The 16,831-nt window shown below is 69.1% G+C and carries 16 protein-coding genes; 7 read left to right on the top strand and 9 right to left on the bottom strand.

Annotated features, from left to right (window positions below):
- Positions 1-29: 29 nt before the first annotated feature.
- Positions 30-1,403, bottom strand: coding sequence for an acyl-CoA thioester hydrolase/BAAT C-terminal domain-containing protein (locus tag P1L40_RS11625; RefSeq protein WP_284007167.1), 1,374 nt, complete (start codon positions 1,401-1,403; stop codon positions 30-32).
- 189 nt (positions 1,404-1,592) lie between these two features.
- Between P1L40_RS11625 and P1L40_RS11620 the strand changes: the two genes are divergently transcribed.
- Entirely contained in the window at positions 1,593-2,906 is a 1,314-nt protein-coding gene (locus P1L40_RS11620) for an outer membrane protein assembly factor BamB family protein (protein WP_284007166.1), read from the top strand.
- 101 nt (positions 2,907-3,007) lie between these two features.
- Positions 3,008-4,135 carry an outer membrane protein assembly factor BamB family protein gene (locus P1L40_RS11615; RefSeq protein ID WP_284007165.1) on the top strand — a complete coding sequence of 376 codons (1,128 nt, stop codon included), beginning with the start codon at positions 3,008-3,010 and terminating at the stop codon, positions 4,133-4,135.
- A 1-nt stretch (position 4,136) separates the two neighbouring features.
- On the opposite strand, the gene P1L40_RS11610 is transcribed toward P1L40_RS11615, so the two are convergent.
- The 4 genes from P1L40_RS11610 to eif1A all read right to left on the bottom strand — a co-directional run bounded on the left by P1L40_RS11610 (position 4,137) and on the right by eif1A (position 7,601).
- Positions 4,137-4,685: a KH domain-containing protein gene (locus P1L40_RS11610; RefSeq protein WP_284007164.1), complete on the bottom strand. Its 549-nt coding sequence runs from the start codon at positions 4,683-4,685 to the stop codon at positions 4,137-4,139.
- 68 nt (positions 4,686-4,753) lie between these two features.
- Positions 4,754-6,256, bottom strand: a complete 1,503-nt coding sequence (locus P1L40_RS11605; protein ID WP_284007162.1) for an HTTM domain-containing protein — start codon at positions 6,254-6,256, stop codon at positions 4,754-4,756.
- A gap of 58 nt (positions 6,257-6,314) precedes the next feature.
- On the bottom strand, positions 6,315-7,280 hold the full coding sequence (rio1, locus tag P1L40_RS11600; protein ID WP_284007160.1) for a serine/threonine-protein kinase Rio1: 966 nt from the start codon (positions 7,278-7,280) through the stop codon (positions 6,315-6,317).
- A 33-nt stretch (positions 7,281-7,313) separates the two neighbouring features.
- Complete coding sequence (eif1A, locus tag P1L40_RS11595; RefSeq protein WP_284007159.1) at positions 7,314-7,601, bottom strand: translation initiation factor eIF-1A; 288 nt, start codon at positions 7,599-7,601, stop codon at positions 7,314-7,316.
- 105 nt (positions 7,602-7,706) lie between these two features.
- Here eif1A and P1L40_RS11590 point away from each other — a divergent pair, with 105 nt between their 5' ends.
- From P1L40_RS11590 to P1L40_RS11580, 3 genes are read left to right on the top strand one after another with little or no spacing between them, the layout of a single operon-like run.
- Positions 7,707-8,201: a twin-arginine translocation signal domain-containing protein gene (locus tag P1L40_RS11590; protein ID WP_284007158.1), complete on the top strand. Its 495-nt coding sequence runs from the start codon at positions 7,707-7,709 to the stop codon at positions 8,199-8,201.
- Between the two features lie 13 nt (positions 8,202-8,214).
- Entirely contained in the window at positions 8,215-8,625 is a 411-nt protein-coding gene (locus P1L40_RS11585) for an SCP2 sterol-binding domain-containing protein (RefSeq protein ID WP_284007157.1), read from the top strand.
- 38 nt (positions 8,626-8,663) lie between these two features.
- A complete protein-coding gene (locus P1L40_RS11580) occupies positions 8,664-8,861 on the top strand; it encodes a DUF7470 family protein (RefSeq protein WP_284007155.1) in 198 nt (65 codons plus the stop codon).
- On the opposite strand, the gene P1L40_RS11575 is transcribed toward P1L40_RS11580, so the two are convergent.
- A complete protein-coding gene (locus P1L40_RS11575; RefSeq protein WP_284007154.1) occupies positions 8,798-9,952 on the bottom strand; it encodes a PAS domain-containing sensor histidine kinase in 1,155 nt (384 codons plus the stop codon). The two genes, P1L40_RS11580 and P1L40_RS11575, sit on opposite strands and share 64 nt — an antisense overlap.
- 93 nt (positions 9,953-10,045) lie before the next feature.
- Entirely contained in the window at positions 10,046-12,019 is a 1,974-nt protein-coding gene (locus P1L40_RS11570) for a DUF460 domain-containing protein (RefSeq protein ID WP_284007152.1), read from the bottom strand.
- A gap of 112 nt (positions 12,020-12,131) precedes the next feature.
- On the opposite strand from P1L40_RS11570, the gene P1L40_RS11565 reads away from it, so the two are divergent.
- Both P1L40_RS11565 and thsB read left to right on the top strand, forming a co-directional pair.
- Positions 12,132-12,521, top strand: a complete 390-nt coding sequence (locus P1L40_RS11565; protein ID WP_284007151.1) for a DUF7383 domain-containing protein — start codon at positions 12,132-12,134, stop codon at positions 12,519-12,521.
- A gap of 173 nt (positions 12,522-12,694) precedes the next feature.
- Entirely contained in the window at positions 12,695-14,371 is a 1,677-nt protein-coding gene (gene thsB, locus P1L40_RS11560; protein WP_379774369.1) for a thermosome subunit beta, read from the top strand.
- Positions 14,372-14,547: 176 nt separating this feature from the next.
- On the opposite strand, the gene P1L40_RS11555 is transcribed toward thsB, so the two are convergent.
- Entirely contained in the window at positions 14,548-15,798 is a 1,251-nt protein-coding gene (locus P1L40_RS11555) for an ABC transporter ATP-binding protein (RefSeq protein ID WP_284007149.1), read from the bottom strand.
- The gene (locus P1L40_RS11550; RefSeq protein WP_284007147.1) at positions 15,791-16,831 is read right to left on the bottom strand and encodes an ABC transporter ATP-binding protein; all 1,041 of its coding nucleotides are present in this window, start codon (positions 16,829-16,831) and stop codon (positions 15,791-15,793) included. The genes P1L40_RS11555 and P1L40_RS11550 overlap by 8 nt, the downstream gene beginning before the upstream one ends.

Below are 16,831 nucleotides of genomic sequence, written 5' to 3'. Positions count from 1 at the left end.
GGCGCGGCTCCCCGATAACTGTTTCCGGGTCACTGAGCCGAGCCCGAGAGCGCGTCGCGGAACCACCGGACAATCCGCGGCCAGGCGTCGGCTTCGGCCGCCGCGGCGGGCTCGGGCTGGCCGCCCAGATAGAGCTGGCCGCCGAGGTGGTGGTAGGTCGTCGGCTTGTGCGGGACGGTAATGACGTGGCCGGCCTCGTCGTAGACCAGCGACGCGACGCGGTGCTGGAACGACTCGGTGTCGAGCCGCGCGGTCAGGCGCGGGATCATCTCCTCCATCGGCCAGATGGTGTCGTCCAGTCCGCCGACGAGCAACACGTCGCCGGTGATCTGTTCGACCGGGATCGCCGCCCGGTCGAGCTGTGCCTGGTCGGCCGCGGAGAGGTCCGCTCGGATCTGGTCGGCGATCACGAGACGCCCCTCCTTCCGGCGGATCTCGCTGTTGCCCGAGCGCGATAAGGTCGGGACCGGCTCGCCGTCGACGGCCCAGGACGGACCCGCCGAAACCATGCCCGGGGCCATGAACGCGAAGGCGTTTGGCGCGATAGCGACCACGCCGTCGAAGACATCGTACCGGGAAGCGGCCATGAGCGCGAACTCAGCGCCCTTGGAGTGGCCGAGGACGCCGATCCGGTCGGTGACGGCCTCGCGGGACTGGAGCCAGGTCGCCATGGCGCGGGCCGACGAGAGCGGAATCTCGACCAACTGGTCCGGGATGGGTTCCTCCTCGCCGAACCACCTGGGCGCGAGGACGGCGAACCCCCGGGCGGCGAGCATCCGGCCGAAGTTCGTCAGCGGGGAGTTGCCGTTGCCGTGGAGCGCCACGACACCGGGGTGGGGACCCTCGCCAGGGGGTTCGAAGTAGTGGCCGACGAGCCCGCGGTCCTCGTCGCGGACGCGCTCGTGTGTGACGCCGTCGGGGGCGAACACGCGCGTCACCGTCCGCTCGGCGACGACCTCGTCGCCGACGCGTGCGGACAGGGTGACCGTCTGTTCGGGGCCGTCCTGGACGAAGTACGTCGGCGGGCGGCGGTACGTCAGTCCCATCGACCAGACCAGCCCCATCGACCGCGCGCCGGCGTAGCTGCCCGCGGCGGGCGCCGTCGAGGCCAGCGACGCGGTGCCCTGACGGTCCGTCGTCACGACCGCGCGGCTCCGCCAGGTGCGGTCCTCGGCGTCGGTCGCTCGTGCGGTCACCGTCACGTCAGTTTCGGGGACGAATCCGACGAGCGTGGGAACCAGGCGCGCGTCCCGGCGGCGCCCCGACTCGATCTCGATCCGCGGCGTCTCGCTCCCGCCGTCCGTGGTCAGGGGGTCCGTACAGCCAGCGAGCGTGGCGGCGCCACCCGCCGACAGCGAACGCAGCAGCGTCCGCCTGTCGACGTGTGTCGTCGGTCCGTCCATGCAGCCATCTGGGGCAGGGAGGGCAAAAAGCGGTCTGAGAAGCCAGTTTCTCGTAGCTGAGTACGAGAAACACATATCTCACACGATCCTGACAGTTCCGAGCGGCGACCACACGAGCCGTCACGGCCTATGGACCCGACGCCCCGACCAGTCCCAACGGTCAAGTGACCGCGCCCGACTGTTCGGGGCATGGGTTCGAGTAGTGAGGGGAGCGACGAGCCACGGCGCGTGTCCCGGCGGCGACTCCTGGCTTCGGTCGCGACCACGCTGGGGACGGCCGGGATCGGCGGGTGTCTGCGGAGCGATATTCAGGGAACGACCGCGACGCCGACGGGCCGCCCGGAGACGGCGGCCGCGACACCGACCCCGGGAGCGCGGTCCGAGACGGCGGTTCCGGAGACCCCGACCGAGACGCGGACCGCGTTCGAGACGCCCGAGCCGAACCGGGCGATCGCCGGCGAGTGGTCGACCGCCTACTACGACGCACAGAACACCGCCTACGCGGCCGACGCGACCGGGCCGGGCGTCGACGCCGAGACGAAGTGGCGAGCCGACATCGACGCGAACATCTTCCCCGGGGCCGGTCCCGCCGTGGTCGACAACACCGTTCTCATGGGTGTCTACGGGGGCGCGCTGCTCGCGTTCGACGGACGGGACGGGAGCGAACGGTGGCGGGCCTCGGTCGGTGACGACGTGTACGCGACGCCGGCAGTCGCCGACGGGACCGCCGTGTTCGGATCGGTCGGCGGAAAGATCCACGCTGTCTCGGTGCGCGACGGGAGCGAGCAGTGGGCCCACGAGATCGGCTATCCGCCGAACGTTCCGGTGACCATCGTCGACGACACCGTCTACGCGGTCGTCGAGTACGGCTACACCGAGGGGGCCGTCATCGCGGTCGACCTGGCGACGGGCCGCCGCCAGTGGCGCACCGACACCGGGACACAGATGGCCGCGACGCCGGCGGTCGCCGACGGGACCGTCTACGTCGGCTCCGGCGACACGATGTACGCGCTCGACGCCGCGACCGGGCAGGAACAGTGGACCAGCACCGGCAACGGCGGTCGCTACCGGACGGCGACGGTCGACGGCGGCCGGGTCTACGTGACCACCGGGGACGGCAACGTGCTGGCGTTCGACCGCGACGACGGAGCCACGCAGTGGTCCCGGTCGATTGGGACGGAGATCCCGGTCGGCCCGGCCCGGTCACCGGCCGGCGTGGTCGTCGCCGACGAGAGTGGGACGGTTCGGCTCCTCACGCCGTCGGACGGGACGGTCCGCTGGAGCACCTCGCTCGGCACCAGGCGACTCGTCCGCGGCCATCCCACTGTGACCCCCGAGGCGGTGTACGTCGGCAACTACCGGATCGATCTCGCCGACGGAACCGTCCGGGGAACGGTCGGCCCCGGCCAGAGCGCACACCAGTCCGTCGTCGCCGGCGGGACGCTCCTCTACACCGTCCGCGGGCAGTTGGTCGCGGTCCAGACGGAGGAGCCGCCGGCATGACAGGCGACTCCGGTAGGCGGCGATTCCTTACGGCGCTCTCGACCGGGATCGCCGGCTCGGTGGGCGGTTGTCTGGAGCTGCAGTCGCCCGGTGAAGGAACCGTGAGGGACACGGACGACGCCGAAGCGACGACACGCGAGCCGGCGACGGCAACGGCGAATCCCACGCCGCCGACCAGTCGGAGCGGAGCCGACTGGCCGGGCCATCGGCGCGGCCCCCGAAACAGCGCCAGCGTTCCCGAGGCGGCCGGGCCGCAGTCGAAACCGACGGCGGTCGGACGGATCAGTGCCGAGGAGGCCGAACTCGGAAGCGTCGCGGTCGTCGGCGGGACCGTCTACGCTGCCGACGACAGCGGCGGCGTCCGTGCCTTCGACGCGGCGACGGGGCGCCAGCGCTGGCACACGCCGGGGACGGGGACGATCTTCGAGGCGCCTGCAGTCGCGGACGGCACCGTCGTCGTCGGCGCCGGCAACGCGGGTGTCCGGGCCCTCGACGCCGAGACGGGGGCCGACCAGTGGTCGTGGTCGGTCGGCGAGCGCGTCGCGTCCTCCCCGACGATCGCCGACGGGACCGTCTACGCCGGCCGGGACACGCTCGCGGCGCTCGAACTCGACTCCGGGTCGGTCCGGTGGCGGCGGCGATTCGAGCGGTCTACCGGTACACCCGCGGTCTCCGGTGAGACCGTCGCCGTCCCGACCGCAGAGGGGGCACTCGTCGGCCTCGACCGCGCGACTGGCGACCGTCGGTTCCGGTTTTCCTCCGTCGCGCGGGTCCTCCGCCGGGTCGTGATCGTCGCCCGGTCGGCGTACGTCGCGGCCAGTGACGGGCGCCTCCACGCGATCCAGCTCGACACCGGGGAACAGCGGTGGGCGACGGCGATCGTCGAGTTGCCCGAGGGGCGGAACGCGCTCCCGTACTGGCCCGCTATCGCGGGATCGACCCTGATCACTGCCGCGGGCATCGAACGTGACGACGTGACCTTCGTCGGTCTGGATATGGCTGACGGGAGCACCAGATGGACGTGGTCGCCCGACTCGCTCGCCTCCGCACCGGTCGCAGCAGGGTCGACAGTCTACGTGAACCTCCAGGGCCGTCTCAGCGCGCGGTCGGCAGCCGACGGGAGCGAGCTGTGGACGACCGAGCAACGGCGGATTCCACCGGAGCTGGCGCTGTCTGGCGGACGACTCTACGCGACCGGCGGATCGGTACAGGTGTTCGGGGCCGAATGACTCAGCCCGTGAACTGGTGGTACTCCAGGCCCTTGTGTTTCATCTCGTTGTGCTTGCGTTCGAGGAACGAGTACACAGAGCCGTGGGGGGCGCCGTCGAGCAGCATCTCGGCGGCTTCCCGCACCGCGTCGACCTGTTCGGGACCTCCGATGATCCCCAGCGTCGACCCGTAGATGACGACCGCGGCACCCGACAGTTCCTGCATGAGTTCACGGGTCCGGCCGCCCTCGCCGATGAGTCGGCCCTTCTGGCGGCGGAAGTCGTTCTTGTTCCGGGAGGCGGCCTCGATGTCGATGAGTTCGAACATCATCATGTCGTCGTCCAGCAGCGCCAGCGCGTCGTCGGGGGCGAACCCGCGGCCGATGGCCTTGACGATATCCGGGCCTTTCAGCGCCGTCACGGGGTCGCCGACGGTCTCGACCTTGACCGACCCGTCCTCGGAGTCGATGTCGAGGCGGACCTCGGCACGCTCCTCGATCTCGCGCATCGTCTCACCACCGTCGCCGATGAGAACACCGATCCGGTCCTGCGGAATCTTCACGTGTTGCATAAGTATATTGCCGTAAGACGGTCAGCCTGTTTAAAACTTCGGCGTGCGGGGCGTCCTGCGACCGGTTCTCAGGCCGCGCAGGTGTGACTCCCGAGGAAGTCGGTCCCCTGCCGGACGGTCCCGTTGTCGGTCACCCACAGCGTGACGTAGTCGAACTCGATCGATTCGAGGTCGGTGTCGTGCTCGCGGTTCCACTGCTCGCAGTGATACTGGAGGAACAGCTCCCGCTCGGCCGCGTACCCCGGCTGTCGGAGGTTGCTCAGGTACTTGCGCCAGCGCTGGTTCGGGTACTGTGTCGCGAGGTCGTCCAGTCCGGCCGGGCGGTCGGCGGTGACGGGGCCGCCCCGCGCCACGTCGATCGTCGTTCCGTTCTCCAGGGTGCCGGGGAGGCGGTACCACCCCGTCTTCCGGAGCGGGTCGGGCGCGAACATGTTCCAGTACTGGGTGAGATACAGCGTCTCGCCGTAGGTCTCCAGCGGTTCGGGGGTGGTGTCCTGCGGGCCGACGCCGGCGCGGTTGGTCAGCACCTGGGCGTTGAACGCGCCGACGAACAACAGCGAGACGAGGATGACGACGACGGCGACGACCCGGAGGTGGCCGTGCAGTCTGGCGAGCAGGGCGGGTGTCGACAGCGTCGGGTAGAGCCCGCGCAAAAACTCCTCCAGCGCGGGCCGGCGGAATCGGTCGACCCGCTCGGGCGGGAGCAAGCGGTCCCAGACCGGCGTCGGCAGGAAGAGGAGCAACGCCGCGACGACGACCGCCGGGAACAGCCCCAGATGCATCGAGAGCGCCATCCCGACGTGCATCCCCACGAACAGGCCCGCGAGGACAGCGCGTCTCCACCCGGTCAACAGGAGGAGACCGGGCGAGAGCGTCCAGAGGACGAAGACGGTGTACCCCAGGACCGTGGTCACGAGCGGGAGCGTCCCGAGGAACTCCCCGAACGCGGTCGTGAAGTGGCCGAGCCGGAGGGTGTAGGTCAGGCCGTCGCCGGTCGCCCAGATCGTCCCCATGTGCTTGAACGCGGCGTTGGTGCCGTACATGAACAGGACCTGGCCCAGCAACGCCGCGGTGCCCAGCGAGGCGATCCGTTCGGGCGGGGCCTCGCGGTGGAGCGCGTCGACGGAGAACCGCGCGCCAAGCGGGACGAACAGCGACCAGAACAGCGAGAGCCGCAAGAGCGTGTCGCCGCCGTTGAGCGCGATGGGGAACCGGGCGTGCAACGAGAGCCAGCACACCCACGTCAGCAGCGTCGCCAGCCGGGTCCGGTAGCCAACGAGGAAGGCGAGCGCAACGACCCCCTGGAGCGCGAACAGCGCGGCCAGTTGCGGTACGTCGCCGACCGCCAGGTGGAACGACAGCGGGTCGTACAGCTCGATCGCGGCCGCCCTGGGGAACACCCCGCTGTCGCTGTAGTGCGCCCGGAGGTCCCGCGCACGGAGGAGGAGATCAGCGAGGAGAAGCACGCCCAGCGAGAGCCGAAAGACACCCAGCGCCCGCGTGTCGACGGCGACGCGGTCGCGGACTGCGGTCCGGAGCCGCTCGGGGAGTCGGTCGCGCCAAGTGCCCATACGTCCAGTCGACAGGTGCGCCTCTTAGCGTTTTGCCTGACTGAAAGGGCGGTTTGGGTCACTCGGGCGAGTCGTCGGTCCCGTCGGTGTCGCCCGTCTCGTCGGTCCCGCCGTCGCGCTCGGCCGCGACCGCATCGTCGTCGGCGCCGCGTTCGGTGTCGTCGTCGTCCCGCGGGGTCGCGTGTTCCCGAACGTAGGCGAGCAGGTCGTCGGGGTCGGCCGCGACCCCCTGGCGGGCGAAGAAGTTCGCGACGTTCCGGCAGTCCCGTTCAAGGAACTCCTCGGCGTTGGGGTGGTAGACGGTGACCGCCTGTCCGAGGTCGATGATGTACAGTTGCCCCTCGTGGAAGACGACGTTGTACTCCGAGAGGTCGCCGTGGACGAGGCCGGCGTCGTAGAGCCGGCGCATGTACTCTTTGACCACGTCGAAGGCCATCTGGGGGTTCTCGATGTGGACCTCGCTGAGCCGGCGGGCCCGTCCCTCCTCGGTGCCCAGGTACTCCATGACGAGGACGTTCCGTTCGACGGCGATGGGTTTGGGTGTGCGGACACCGGCCTTGCGGGCCCGCTTGAGGTTCGAGGACTCCTTGCGGACCCAGGCGGTGACGACTTTCTTCTTGTCCGAGCCGATCCCCTCGAAGCGCGGGTCGCCGTCGAGGTAACCCCGCATGTCGGTGAAGTCGGAGGCGTTGATGCGGTACACCTTGACGGCGACCTCCTCGTCGCCCGCCAGTGCGGTGTAGACGTTCGCCTCCTTGCCGGTCGAGATCGGGCCACCGAAGGCGTCGATGTGGCCGTCCTGAACGAGTTTGTACAGCGCGCCGTAGGTGGCGTCGTCGAAGACGCTTGCCTCGACTTTGAACTGGTCTGCGTCCTTGATGCGCTTGCGGAACTCGCTGAACTCGCGGTCCCGCTTGCGGGCGATGCGGTCGGCCTCGGTGTCGGAAACGTCGAGTTCCTCCCACTCGTCGCCCGGTGACTCGGCCTCCTCGGTGTCGAGGAGTCCGAACTCCGCCTCTGTCACGTGTCGGCCCTCGTTGATCGGGTCATCTGGTCGCTACTCCTGGATGTGTCCCTCCTCGCGGAGCTGGTCCGCGTCCTGCTTCTCGTAGCGCCAGGTGATGTCGGCCTTCTCGTCTTGCCAGTCCCAGGGCTCGACGAGTACCACGTCGTCCTCCCGGATCCAGATGCGTTTCTGCATCTTCCCCGGGATGCGGGCGGTGCGTTCGACGCCGTCCATACAGCGGACCTTGACGCGGTTCGCGCCCAGCATGTCTGTGACGATCGCGAACACCTCGTCGTCGTCGGGCATCCGCAGGTCTTTCCGGCTGTCGTTGTCGCTCATACGCGGACGTTCGTTCCCGGGAGGTTTAACTTCTGTCGACTAGCTTGAGTGCCCGACCGACCAACCACAATTCTTATTCGCGCGACTCCGAACTGTCTTGACACGATGAGCGACGAGCACGACCGCAGAGACTTTTTGAAGGTCGCTGCCTCGGGAACGGCTGCCTCTCTCGCCGGCTGTGTCTCCTCTGACGGCGACGAGGAGTCAGTCGACTCCACGGAGACGGCCCTTGACGAGACGCCGACCGAGACGACGATCCAGACCACCGAGGAGTCCGACACGGCGACGGTGATGGCCGCCGTCCAGCCCGAGCAAGAGAAGTTGGAGTCGATGCAGAGCGACATCACTTCGCGCGTCCAGAACGGCTCGATCAACCAGACCCAGGCCCAACTGGAGTTCCAGCGCCGGCGGGCGGAGCTGTTCGCCGAGAGCGCCCGGTCCTTCCAGCAGCACCTCTCGGAGACGCCGATGACGCTGGAAGCGGCGAAAGCCGAGAGCGGCGCCTTCCTCGTCAGCGGCCCGTCCGACGCGCTCGTCACGCTGCTCACGGACAACCGCGTCGAGGCACTGATCCCGGCGGCGGACTTCGAGAGCGTCTGAGGGAGCGTCGACAATGACTGTGACACTACCCGACGACGCCGCCGAGTGGGCGAGACTGTGGCGCGAGCGCCTCAACGACCGGGCGGCCTTCGAGACGGCCACAGAGGAGTTCGTCGCGACCTTCGAGTTCGAGATCCGTGCGGCCGACGACTACGACGGTGACTCGGTGACTGTCCTCGTCGAGGTCGACGACGGCGACTGCACCGACGCCGCGATCAGTGCGGACGGCGACTACGACTTCGCGCTCCGGGGGCCATACGCCGCCTGGAAAGCCCTGCTCCAGGGCGACCTCGACGTTTCCGAATCGGTGCTGAGCGGGACGTTCGATGTCGAGGGCAACACCATGACGCTGTTGCGCCGCCAGGACGCCATCACGGAGATGGTCGCGGCCGCACAGGCGATCGACACCGAGTTCGAGCACTGACCGACGGGCTTTTCTCCGCCGGCCGAACGAGTCGGGGTATGCTCGACAAACTCGGCGCGGTCGGTATCGCCGGCATCGTCGTCGCACTCGGTGGCATCGGACTCGTCGCGTCACAGGCGCCGCTGATCGCGGCCGGCATCGCCTTCGTCGTCGGCGGACTCGGACTCGTCGTCTACGGGCTCGTCTCCAGCCTCATGGCCGCCTTCGGGATGGGCGGAGCCGGCGGCCTCCCCTGAGCCCTCGGGGCAGTCGAACGCGAACCGAGCACCGCCCGACTCCCCCCTCCGTGATCGTCACCGCCCAGCCGTGGGCCTGCGTGATCGACCGGACGATCGCGAGCCCCGAAACCGGTGCCGTCCGCGAGGCTGATGCCGGGCTCGAAGACCCGCTCGCGCTCGTCGGACGGGATGCCCGGGCCGTCGTCCTCGACGGCGAAGCCGGTCTCCGTGTCGACGACCCGAATCCGGACGGGCGAAGAGCCGTGTTCGACGCTGTCGTCGGCCCCCGGCCGACTGCCCGTGGAGCCGTGCTCCACGCTGTCATCGGACTCCGTCCGATTGCTCGTCGAACCGTGCTCCACACCGTTGCGAAAGAGGTTCTCCAGCAGCCGCTGAAGCCGGTCCCGGTCGGCCTCGACGGTCCCGGTTGCGCGACAGTCGAGCGTCGCGTCCGGCGCCCGGATCGCGTCCCACGCGCTCGCCGCGACAGCAGCCAGGTCGACCGGCTCGGTCTCGGTTGCCAGCACCCCCTCGCGGGCCGCGCTGCGGATGTCGGCGATGATCGTCTCGATACGGCTGTGGGCCGCTGCCAGCCGGTCCAACTGCTCGGTCGCCTCGGGGTCGTCGACGCGAGCACGGGCCAGCGCCAGGTGGCCGCTGGCGACCGACAGCGGGTTCCGGAGGTCGTGTGCCAGCACGTCCGCGAACTCCGCGAGCCGTTCGTTCTCGCGGGCGAGTTGCCAGGTCTCGTCGCGGCGGTCGGTCACGTCTCTGCCGGTGCCGGCGAAACCGACCGCCGTTCCGTCGTCGTCGGTCAGCAGCCGGCCGGTCAGTTCGAACCGGACACGCCCCTCCGTGGTCCGGGCGACCGCTTCGACGACTGTCTCGCCCGTCTCGTAGATATCGGCCACTGCCGCCGCGATCGCCGACCGGTCCTCCGGGAGGAAAAACTCCGTCGGGTTCATGCCCGTGAGTTCCGCCTCGGTGAGATCGAACAGGTCTTCGAGCCGGCGGTTCCAGTAGACGAGCCCGTCCGTGCTGTCGTAGACGTAGAAGACATCGTCGAGCGTATCCAGTGCCTGCCTGAGGCAAGCTGTGTCCCCTACCATAGCCGACGGTACGCCGATCGGAGATATAACCGTTCCCTGCGCCACAGCTCTCGAAACGTCGTCAACAGACGCTCTCCGGCGCGTTGACGGTCGTCAGTCTTCGACCGGGCGGTCGGCGCGGTGTTCGCTGATGATCTGGTCGACCATCTCGGCGTTGCGCTCGCGCTTGCGGTCCTCGGCGCGCTCCTCCCAGTCGGCCAGCGCCGCCTCGACCTCGTGTTCGCGGGCCACCGCGAGTTCGTCGACCTCCTGGACGGTGACCATCTCCGCGGGCGCGACCGGGACGCGGTGGTCGAACAGCACCTTGTCGGCGGCCTCGGAGAGGTTGCCCGAGCGGAGCACGACGCGGGGCTCGATGTCCGCGAGCAGTTCGGCCGTCGACCGGCCGGCGCCGGAGGCGTCCCGGAGCAACACGATATCGCCCTCGACCAGCCCGAACCGCTCGTCGGCGGCCTCGATGTCACTACGGGTGAACTGCTCGACGACCTTGACCGGGACCAACCCCTCCTGTTTCTCCGAGACATCGGCGAAGTTCGAGTGATCGAGCTTCCAGAGGGCCTTCAGACGGTCGAGCTTGTCGGCCAATTCCTCGCGTCGCTCTCGTTCCTCCTCTAGGTCCCGCTCCAGCGCCTCGTTGCGCCGCTGGAGCCGCGTGACTTCGCGGTCCTTGCGGACCTCGCGCCGGCCCTCGCTGCGGGCCTTCTCTAACTGTTTGTCCTTCTCCTGGAGCTGGTCGTCCTTGCGCTGGATGGTGTCTTTGAGGTCGTCGACGTGGGACTCCAGCCGGTCGATCCGGGACCGGAGCCGATTTATCTCCTCCTCTTCCTCGGTCAGTTCCCGGGGTTCGTGGGCGGTCTCCTCCTCGTCGTCCTCGTCCTCCCCGGTGATGTCCGAGAGGACCGCCTCGACGGATTCCTCGCCGGCGACGACGCGGGCGACGACCGGCCCGACCTCCTCCTGTGGCGGGACCTTGCTCGCGATGCGGTCGAACTGGTCCTCGTGGCGGTCGTAGGCGTACAGCGCGGCTGCCATCGCGTCCCGCTCGTGGTCGTTGTCGTAGGCCTCCTCGCGGGTCCGGTGTTTCTTCTCGTCGACCGGGAGGTCCCGCTCTGGCTCCCAGCCGGCGGCGTTGAACGACCGGCGGAGCTTCTCGACGGTGTTTGGCATCGGCGTCACGTCGGCTGCGACGACGACCGGGCGCCCCCGCTCGATGATCCACTCGGTCGTCGCGGCCGTGTCGTCGGTGCGCGAGGAGTACACGTCGAGCACCTCGCCGTCGAGGCCGACGATGGCGACGGCCGTCGTCGTCCCCGGGTCGACCCCGACGACGACGTGGTCCCGCCGCTTGGCCAGCGGCCGGAACTCGATGCCGTCCCGGCGGACCCGTTCGATCTCGACGCGAGTGTCGCCCGAGCGGTTCCGGGAGACGGGGATGTCCTGTGGCCGTGCCTGCACGCGGAAGACGGCGTTCGAGAAGCCGCCGTACTTCTCGGTCACGTCGCGGTCGTACTCCAGGCCGGCCGCCTCCAGTTCGGACTCGACCTCCCGGGCGCGGGTCTTGACCGAGCCGTGGATGCGGCGGGTGTAGCGGTCCTCGGACCAGCCGCCCTTGCCGGTCGAGCGCCCGCGGGCGACCTTCACCTCGGTCGTGTCGGTGAAGGCCGACACCTCCTGGCCGACGTTCGCGGCCGCCAGGCGGGCAGCGGCCTCGGCCTCCTGCATCGGTTCCTTGCCGTAGGGGACCCCGTGGCGCTTGGCGACCCGCGAGAGCGGCTCCGGGCGCTCGTCGCCGGTCACCTGGACCAGCCGCGTCCCGTCCGGTAACTGACCGAGGAAGTGGACCAGCTGGTCCTTGTCGGCGGCCAGTTCGTACATGTTGTCCGTGGCGACCATCGCTGGCTCCTCGGCCTCGATCCGCCGGCGGAGCTTCCGGCGCGAGACCACGTCGCGTTCGACCGACTCCCCGTCGAACACCACGAGCGCGTAGGAGGGAGCGTCCCCACGCACGTCGCCACTCTGGATGTCGACCCCGAAGACGACCGCGTCCAGGGCTGCCGTGCGATTCACGCACGGCTGTAGGCGGCCAGAGACAGTGAATGTTACCCCGGCGCGGGGGCGCGGGACCACGGTCCGGTGCCGTCGGTATCCCTTTTTGAGGGCGGCGCCCCACAGGTCCGGTATGGTTCACCGTGCCAACTACGCGTGCTGTACGTTCCAGCAGCATCTCGGTCCGTCGGCGGACTCGCTCGACGTTCCGTGGGCGGAGTTCGTCGGCGACCGCAGCGACAAGGTCGCCTTCGACGTACCGGTCGCCGACCCGGTCGATCCCTACGTGGAGATGCAGGTCTACGATGTCGGCGACTACGACCACGAACTACTCGTCAACGGCGAGGCCCTCTCCGGGTTCGACATCGCGACCGGCGACGGCTGGCAGTACTGGATGGACACCGTCGTCCCGGCTCTGCTCCACGAGGGCGAGAACACGCTCCAGTTCCGCCGCAACGCCGACGGCAGGGACGCCTTCGTCGTCGGGACGGCGACCGTCCACTGGAAGGAACTGATCGAGTAATATATAAACGCGAACTCATCGGCACGATGTCCCGTGTGACCGAATGTCACAATATCGGGCCGATACCCTCGTAGTACTGCGATTTCTTCGGTTCGAGCAGGAACGGCGCCACGGCGACTGGCCGGCGACAACCCGTACTTTTATATAGAACCACATACAATCTCCGTCTGATTATGAGCCAGCGTCAGATGCAGGGACAGCCGATGATCATCCTGGGAGAGGACTCCCAGCGGATGAAGGACAAATCTGCACAGGAACACAACATCTCCGCGGCTCGCGCGGTCGCCGAGTCCGTTCGATCGACACTCGGTCCGAAGGGGATGGACAAGATGCTCGTCTCCTCGATGGGCGATGTCACCGTCACGAACGACGGGGTAACGATCCTCCAGGAGATGGACATCGACAACCCGACGGCCTCGATGATCGTCGAGGTCGCAGAGACCCAGGAAGACGAGGCCGGCGACGGGACCACCTCCGCCGTCGCCATCGCGGGCGAACTCCTCAAGAACGCCCAGGACCTCCTCGAACAGGACATCCACCCGTCGGCGATCATCAAAGGGTTCGACATGGCTGCGAGCGAGTCCAAGGACATCGTCGCCGACATCGCGACCGATGTCGACCCCGACGACGAGGAACTGCTCCGGAAGGTCGCCGAGACCTCCATGACCGGCAAGGGCGCCGAGCTCAACAAGGAGCTGCTCGCCCAGCTCATCGTCGACGCCGTCAACGCCGTCACCGTCGAAGCCGAAGACGGCTCCGTCGTCGCCGACCTCGAATACCTCAACATCGAGACCCAGACCGGCAGCTCGGCCGGTAACTCCGAACTGCTCGAAGGCGCCGTCATCGACAAGGACGCCGTCCACGAGGAGATGGCCGAGAACGTCGACGACGCGAAGGTCCTGCTCGTCGACACCGCCATCGAACTGGACGAGACCGATGTCGACGCCCAGCTCTCCGTCGACGACCCGAGCCAGCTCCAGACGTTCCTCGACAAGGAAGAAGCACAGCTCAAGGAGATGGTCGACCAGGTCGCCGCGACCGGCGCGAACGTCCTGTTCTGTCAGAAGGGCATCGACGACATGGCTCAGCACTACCTCGCCCAGCAGGGTATCCTCGCGATCGAGCGGGCCAAGAAGTCCGACATCGAGTTCCTGAAGGAAGTCCTGGGCGCCCGCGTCGTCTCCGACCTCGACTCGGCCACCGAGGACGACCTCGGTCACGGCTCGGTCGAACGCGACCAGGCAGAGGGCCTCTTCTACGTCGAAGGGACCGGTGCGGACGCCCACGGCGTCACGCTGCTGCTTCGCGGTTCGACCGACCACGTCGTCGACGAGCTCGAACGCGGCGTCACGGACGCGCTGGATGTCGTCGCCAGCACCGTCGCCAACGGCACGGTTCTGGGCGGCGGCGGCGCACCCGAAATCGAGGTCGCCGCTCGCCTGCGCGACTACGCGGACTCCGTCGAGGGCCGCGAACAGCTGGCCGTCGAGGCCTTCGCCGACGCGCTGGAGATCATCCCGCGCACGCTGGCCGAGAACGCCGGGCTGGACTCCATCGACACGCTGGTCGACCTGCGCGCGGCCCACGAGGACGGCGAGGTCAGCGCCGGCCTGAACGTCTTCACCGGCGATGTCGAGGACACCCTCGAAACGGGCGTCGTCGAGCCGGCCCACGCCAAGCGTCAGGCGCTGTCCTCGGCCGTCGAGGCCGCGAACCTGGTGCTCAAGATCGACGACATCATCGCCGCGGGCGACCTCTCGACCTCCGGTGACGGCGACGAGGGCGGCGCGCCCGGCGGCGCACCCGGCGGCATGGGCGGCATGGGCGGCGGCATGGGCGGCATGATGTAAGCCCACTTTTTACGCGAGGGCCTCGCGCTCGACCCCCGCGTAAAAACTTGGGGAAAAAGGCGGAATCGCCGCAGGCGATTCCGAGAACCGCGGCCTTCGGCCGCGGATGCTTGGCCTCCCCACCGTCTCCGCACCGCTCGCTGACTTCGCTCCGTTTTCGCGTCGATAGCGACTTCTCAGTCCTCGACGAGCGGTTCACCAGGTGTCGAATCGTCGTAGCGGTGGCACTGGACCGAACAGCCGTCGACGGACGCCGTCTCGGGCGTCTCGCTAGCACAGACGGTCGACGTGGCGGCCGCGAGGCGCTCGCGGGCGCGGTCGAGGTCACCACTGGCAACGGCCGCCGCGGCGCCGTCGACCGCGGCTTCGATACCCTCGTGAGAAATATCAACTGGGATGTCGAACGTCTCCCGAACCGCGGCCGTGTCGTCGAGTCCGTCGGGCAGTGCCTCGGCGTCGAGGGTGAACCGAAACGCTGCGACGGCCCGCCAGGTGTCCGTCGGGAGGTCCACACCGTCCGGTTGGATCACCGAGCGACAGCGCGGGTGGAACCGACAGCCGGTGGGTGGATCGGCCGGGTCGGGGACGGTGTCGGTCAGCGGCTCCGGGAGGCCCCGGTCGGTCGGGTCCAGGCTCGGGACGGAGTCGAGCAGGAGTCGGGTGTACGGGTGGGCCGGCGCCGACAGCACGGCGTCCGTCGGGCCGGTCTCGACGAGTTCGCCGAGATACATCACGGCCACCCGGTCACAGAACCGCCGGACGATGTCGATATTGTGGCTGATGAACAGGATCGACACGTCGTAGGCCTCGCGGATGTCGGCGAGCAACCCGAGGATCTCGGCCTCGACGCGGGCGTCCAGCGCGCTCGTGGGTTCGTCCGCGACCAGCAGGTCCGGGTCGACCACGAGCGCCCGGGCGATAGCCAGGCGCTGTTTCTCCCCGTCGGAGAACTCGTGTGGGTACCGCTCGCTGTCCGCCGCCGCCAGCCCGACCCGTTCGAGCAGATCGGTGACGATCGCGCGTCGCCGGTCGGCGTCGTCCATCCCGTGGAGAGCGAGCGGTTCGGCCACGGCCTCGCCGACAGTCATCCGCGGGTTGAACGCCTCGTCGGGGTCCTGGACGACCAACTGGACGCGGCGCTGGAACGCACGCTCGGCGGCGCCTGAAAGGTCGTCGATATCGTTTCCTTCGAAGAATATCTTTCCGGCCGTCGGCGTTTCGAGTCCGAGTATCGTGCGGGCGGTCGTGCTCTTGCCGCTCCCGGACTCGCCGACCAGCCCCAGCGTCTCCCCGCGCTCGACGGTGAAGCTCACACCGTCGACCGCCCGGATTCGGCCGACCTCCCGCTGGAGGAGTCCCTCGGTGACGGGGTAGTGGCGCTCCAGGTCCCGGACTGCAAGCAGCGGCGCGCTGTCGTCCTCAGTCATCGACGACCTCCGACTCTGCTTGGTCGGCGGCCCCAGCCAGTCGGTCCGGGTCGCCGTCGGGACCGTAGTGGACACACGATGCGGTGTGGTCGTCGCCGACGGCGTAGGCCGGTGGCTGATCGCCACCTGCACAGGCGTCGACGGCGTGGGGACACTCCGCGCGGAACCGGCAGCCGTCCGTCGGCAGGTCGTCGCGGGCGGGCCGGTCGGCCCGGCGCTCGAACCCGTCGTAGCTGGCAAGCAGCGTCCGCGTGTAGGGGTGGGCTGGCTGCTCGAAGACCGCCTCGACCGGGCCACGCTCGACGATGGTGCCGCCGAACATCACGAGGACCCGGTCGGCGACCTCGGCGACGACACGGAGGTCGTGGGTGACGAGCAGGAGCGCCAGCCCGTCGTCGAGCGACCCCCGGAGGAGGTCGATCAGGCGGGCCTGGACCGTCACGTCGACGGCGGTCGTCGGTTCGTCGGCGATCAGCAGGTCCGGGTCGGCCGCAAGCGCCGTCGCGACGGCGACGCGCTGGCACATCCCGCCGGAGAACTCGTGTGGGTAGTCGTCGACCCGGCTCCCGGCGTCGGGGATACCGACACGGTCGAGCAGCGCGACGGCCCGCCGCCGAGCCGCGTCGGCGGATCCGTCCGCGTTGGCGGTGATGGCTTCGCGCAACTGCGCACCGACGGTGTAGACGGGGTCCAGCGCGTGCTGGGGGTTCTGGAAGACGTGGCCGATCCGGTCCCCGCGGACGGCCGCCCGCGCGGCGTCGTCGTCGAGCGCGGTCCCGTCGAACGTGACGCGACCGTCGACGCGTTCGGCCGGCGGACTGGGGACGAGGCCGGTCAGGGACTCGCAGGTGACGCTCTTGCCGCTGCCGGACTCGCCGACGACACAGACCGCCTCACCGCGGTCGACCGTGAAACTCACGCCGTCGACGGCGCGGACGGTCCCGCGGTCGGTGTGGATGTGCGTCCGGAGGTCCTCGACCCGGAGGAGCGGGGGCGATCCGCCGTCGTGTCGTGGTGGGTCGTGTCGGGACAT

It is taken from the genome of Haloarcula pelagica, from assembly GCF_030127105.1.
Taxonomy (GTDB): Archaea; Halobacteriota; Halobacteria; order Halobacteriales; family Haloarculaceae; genus Haloarcula; species Haloarcula pelagica.
Note: the sequence above shows the minus strand (reverse complement) of the source record. Positions and strands in the feature narration are given on the sequence as shown.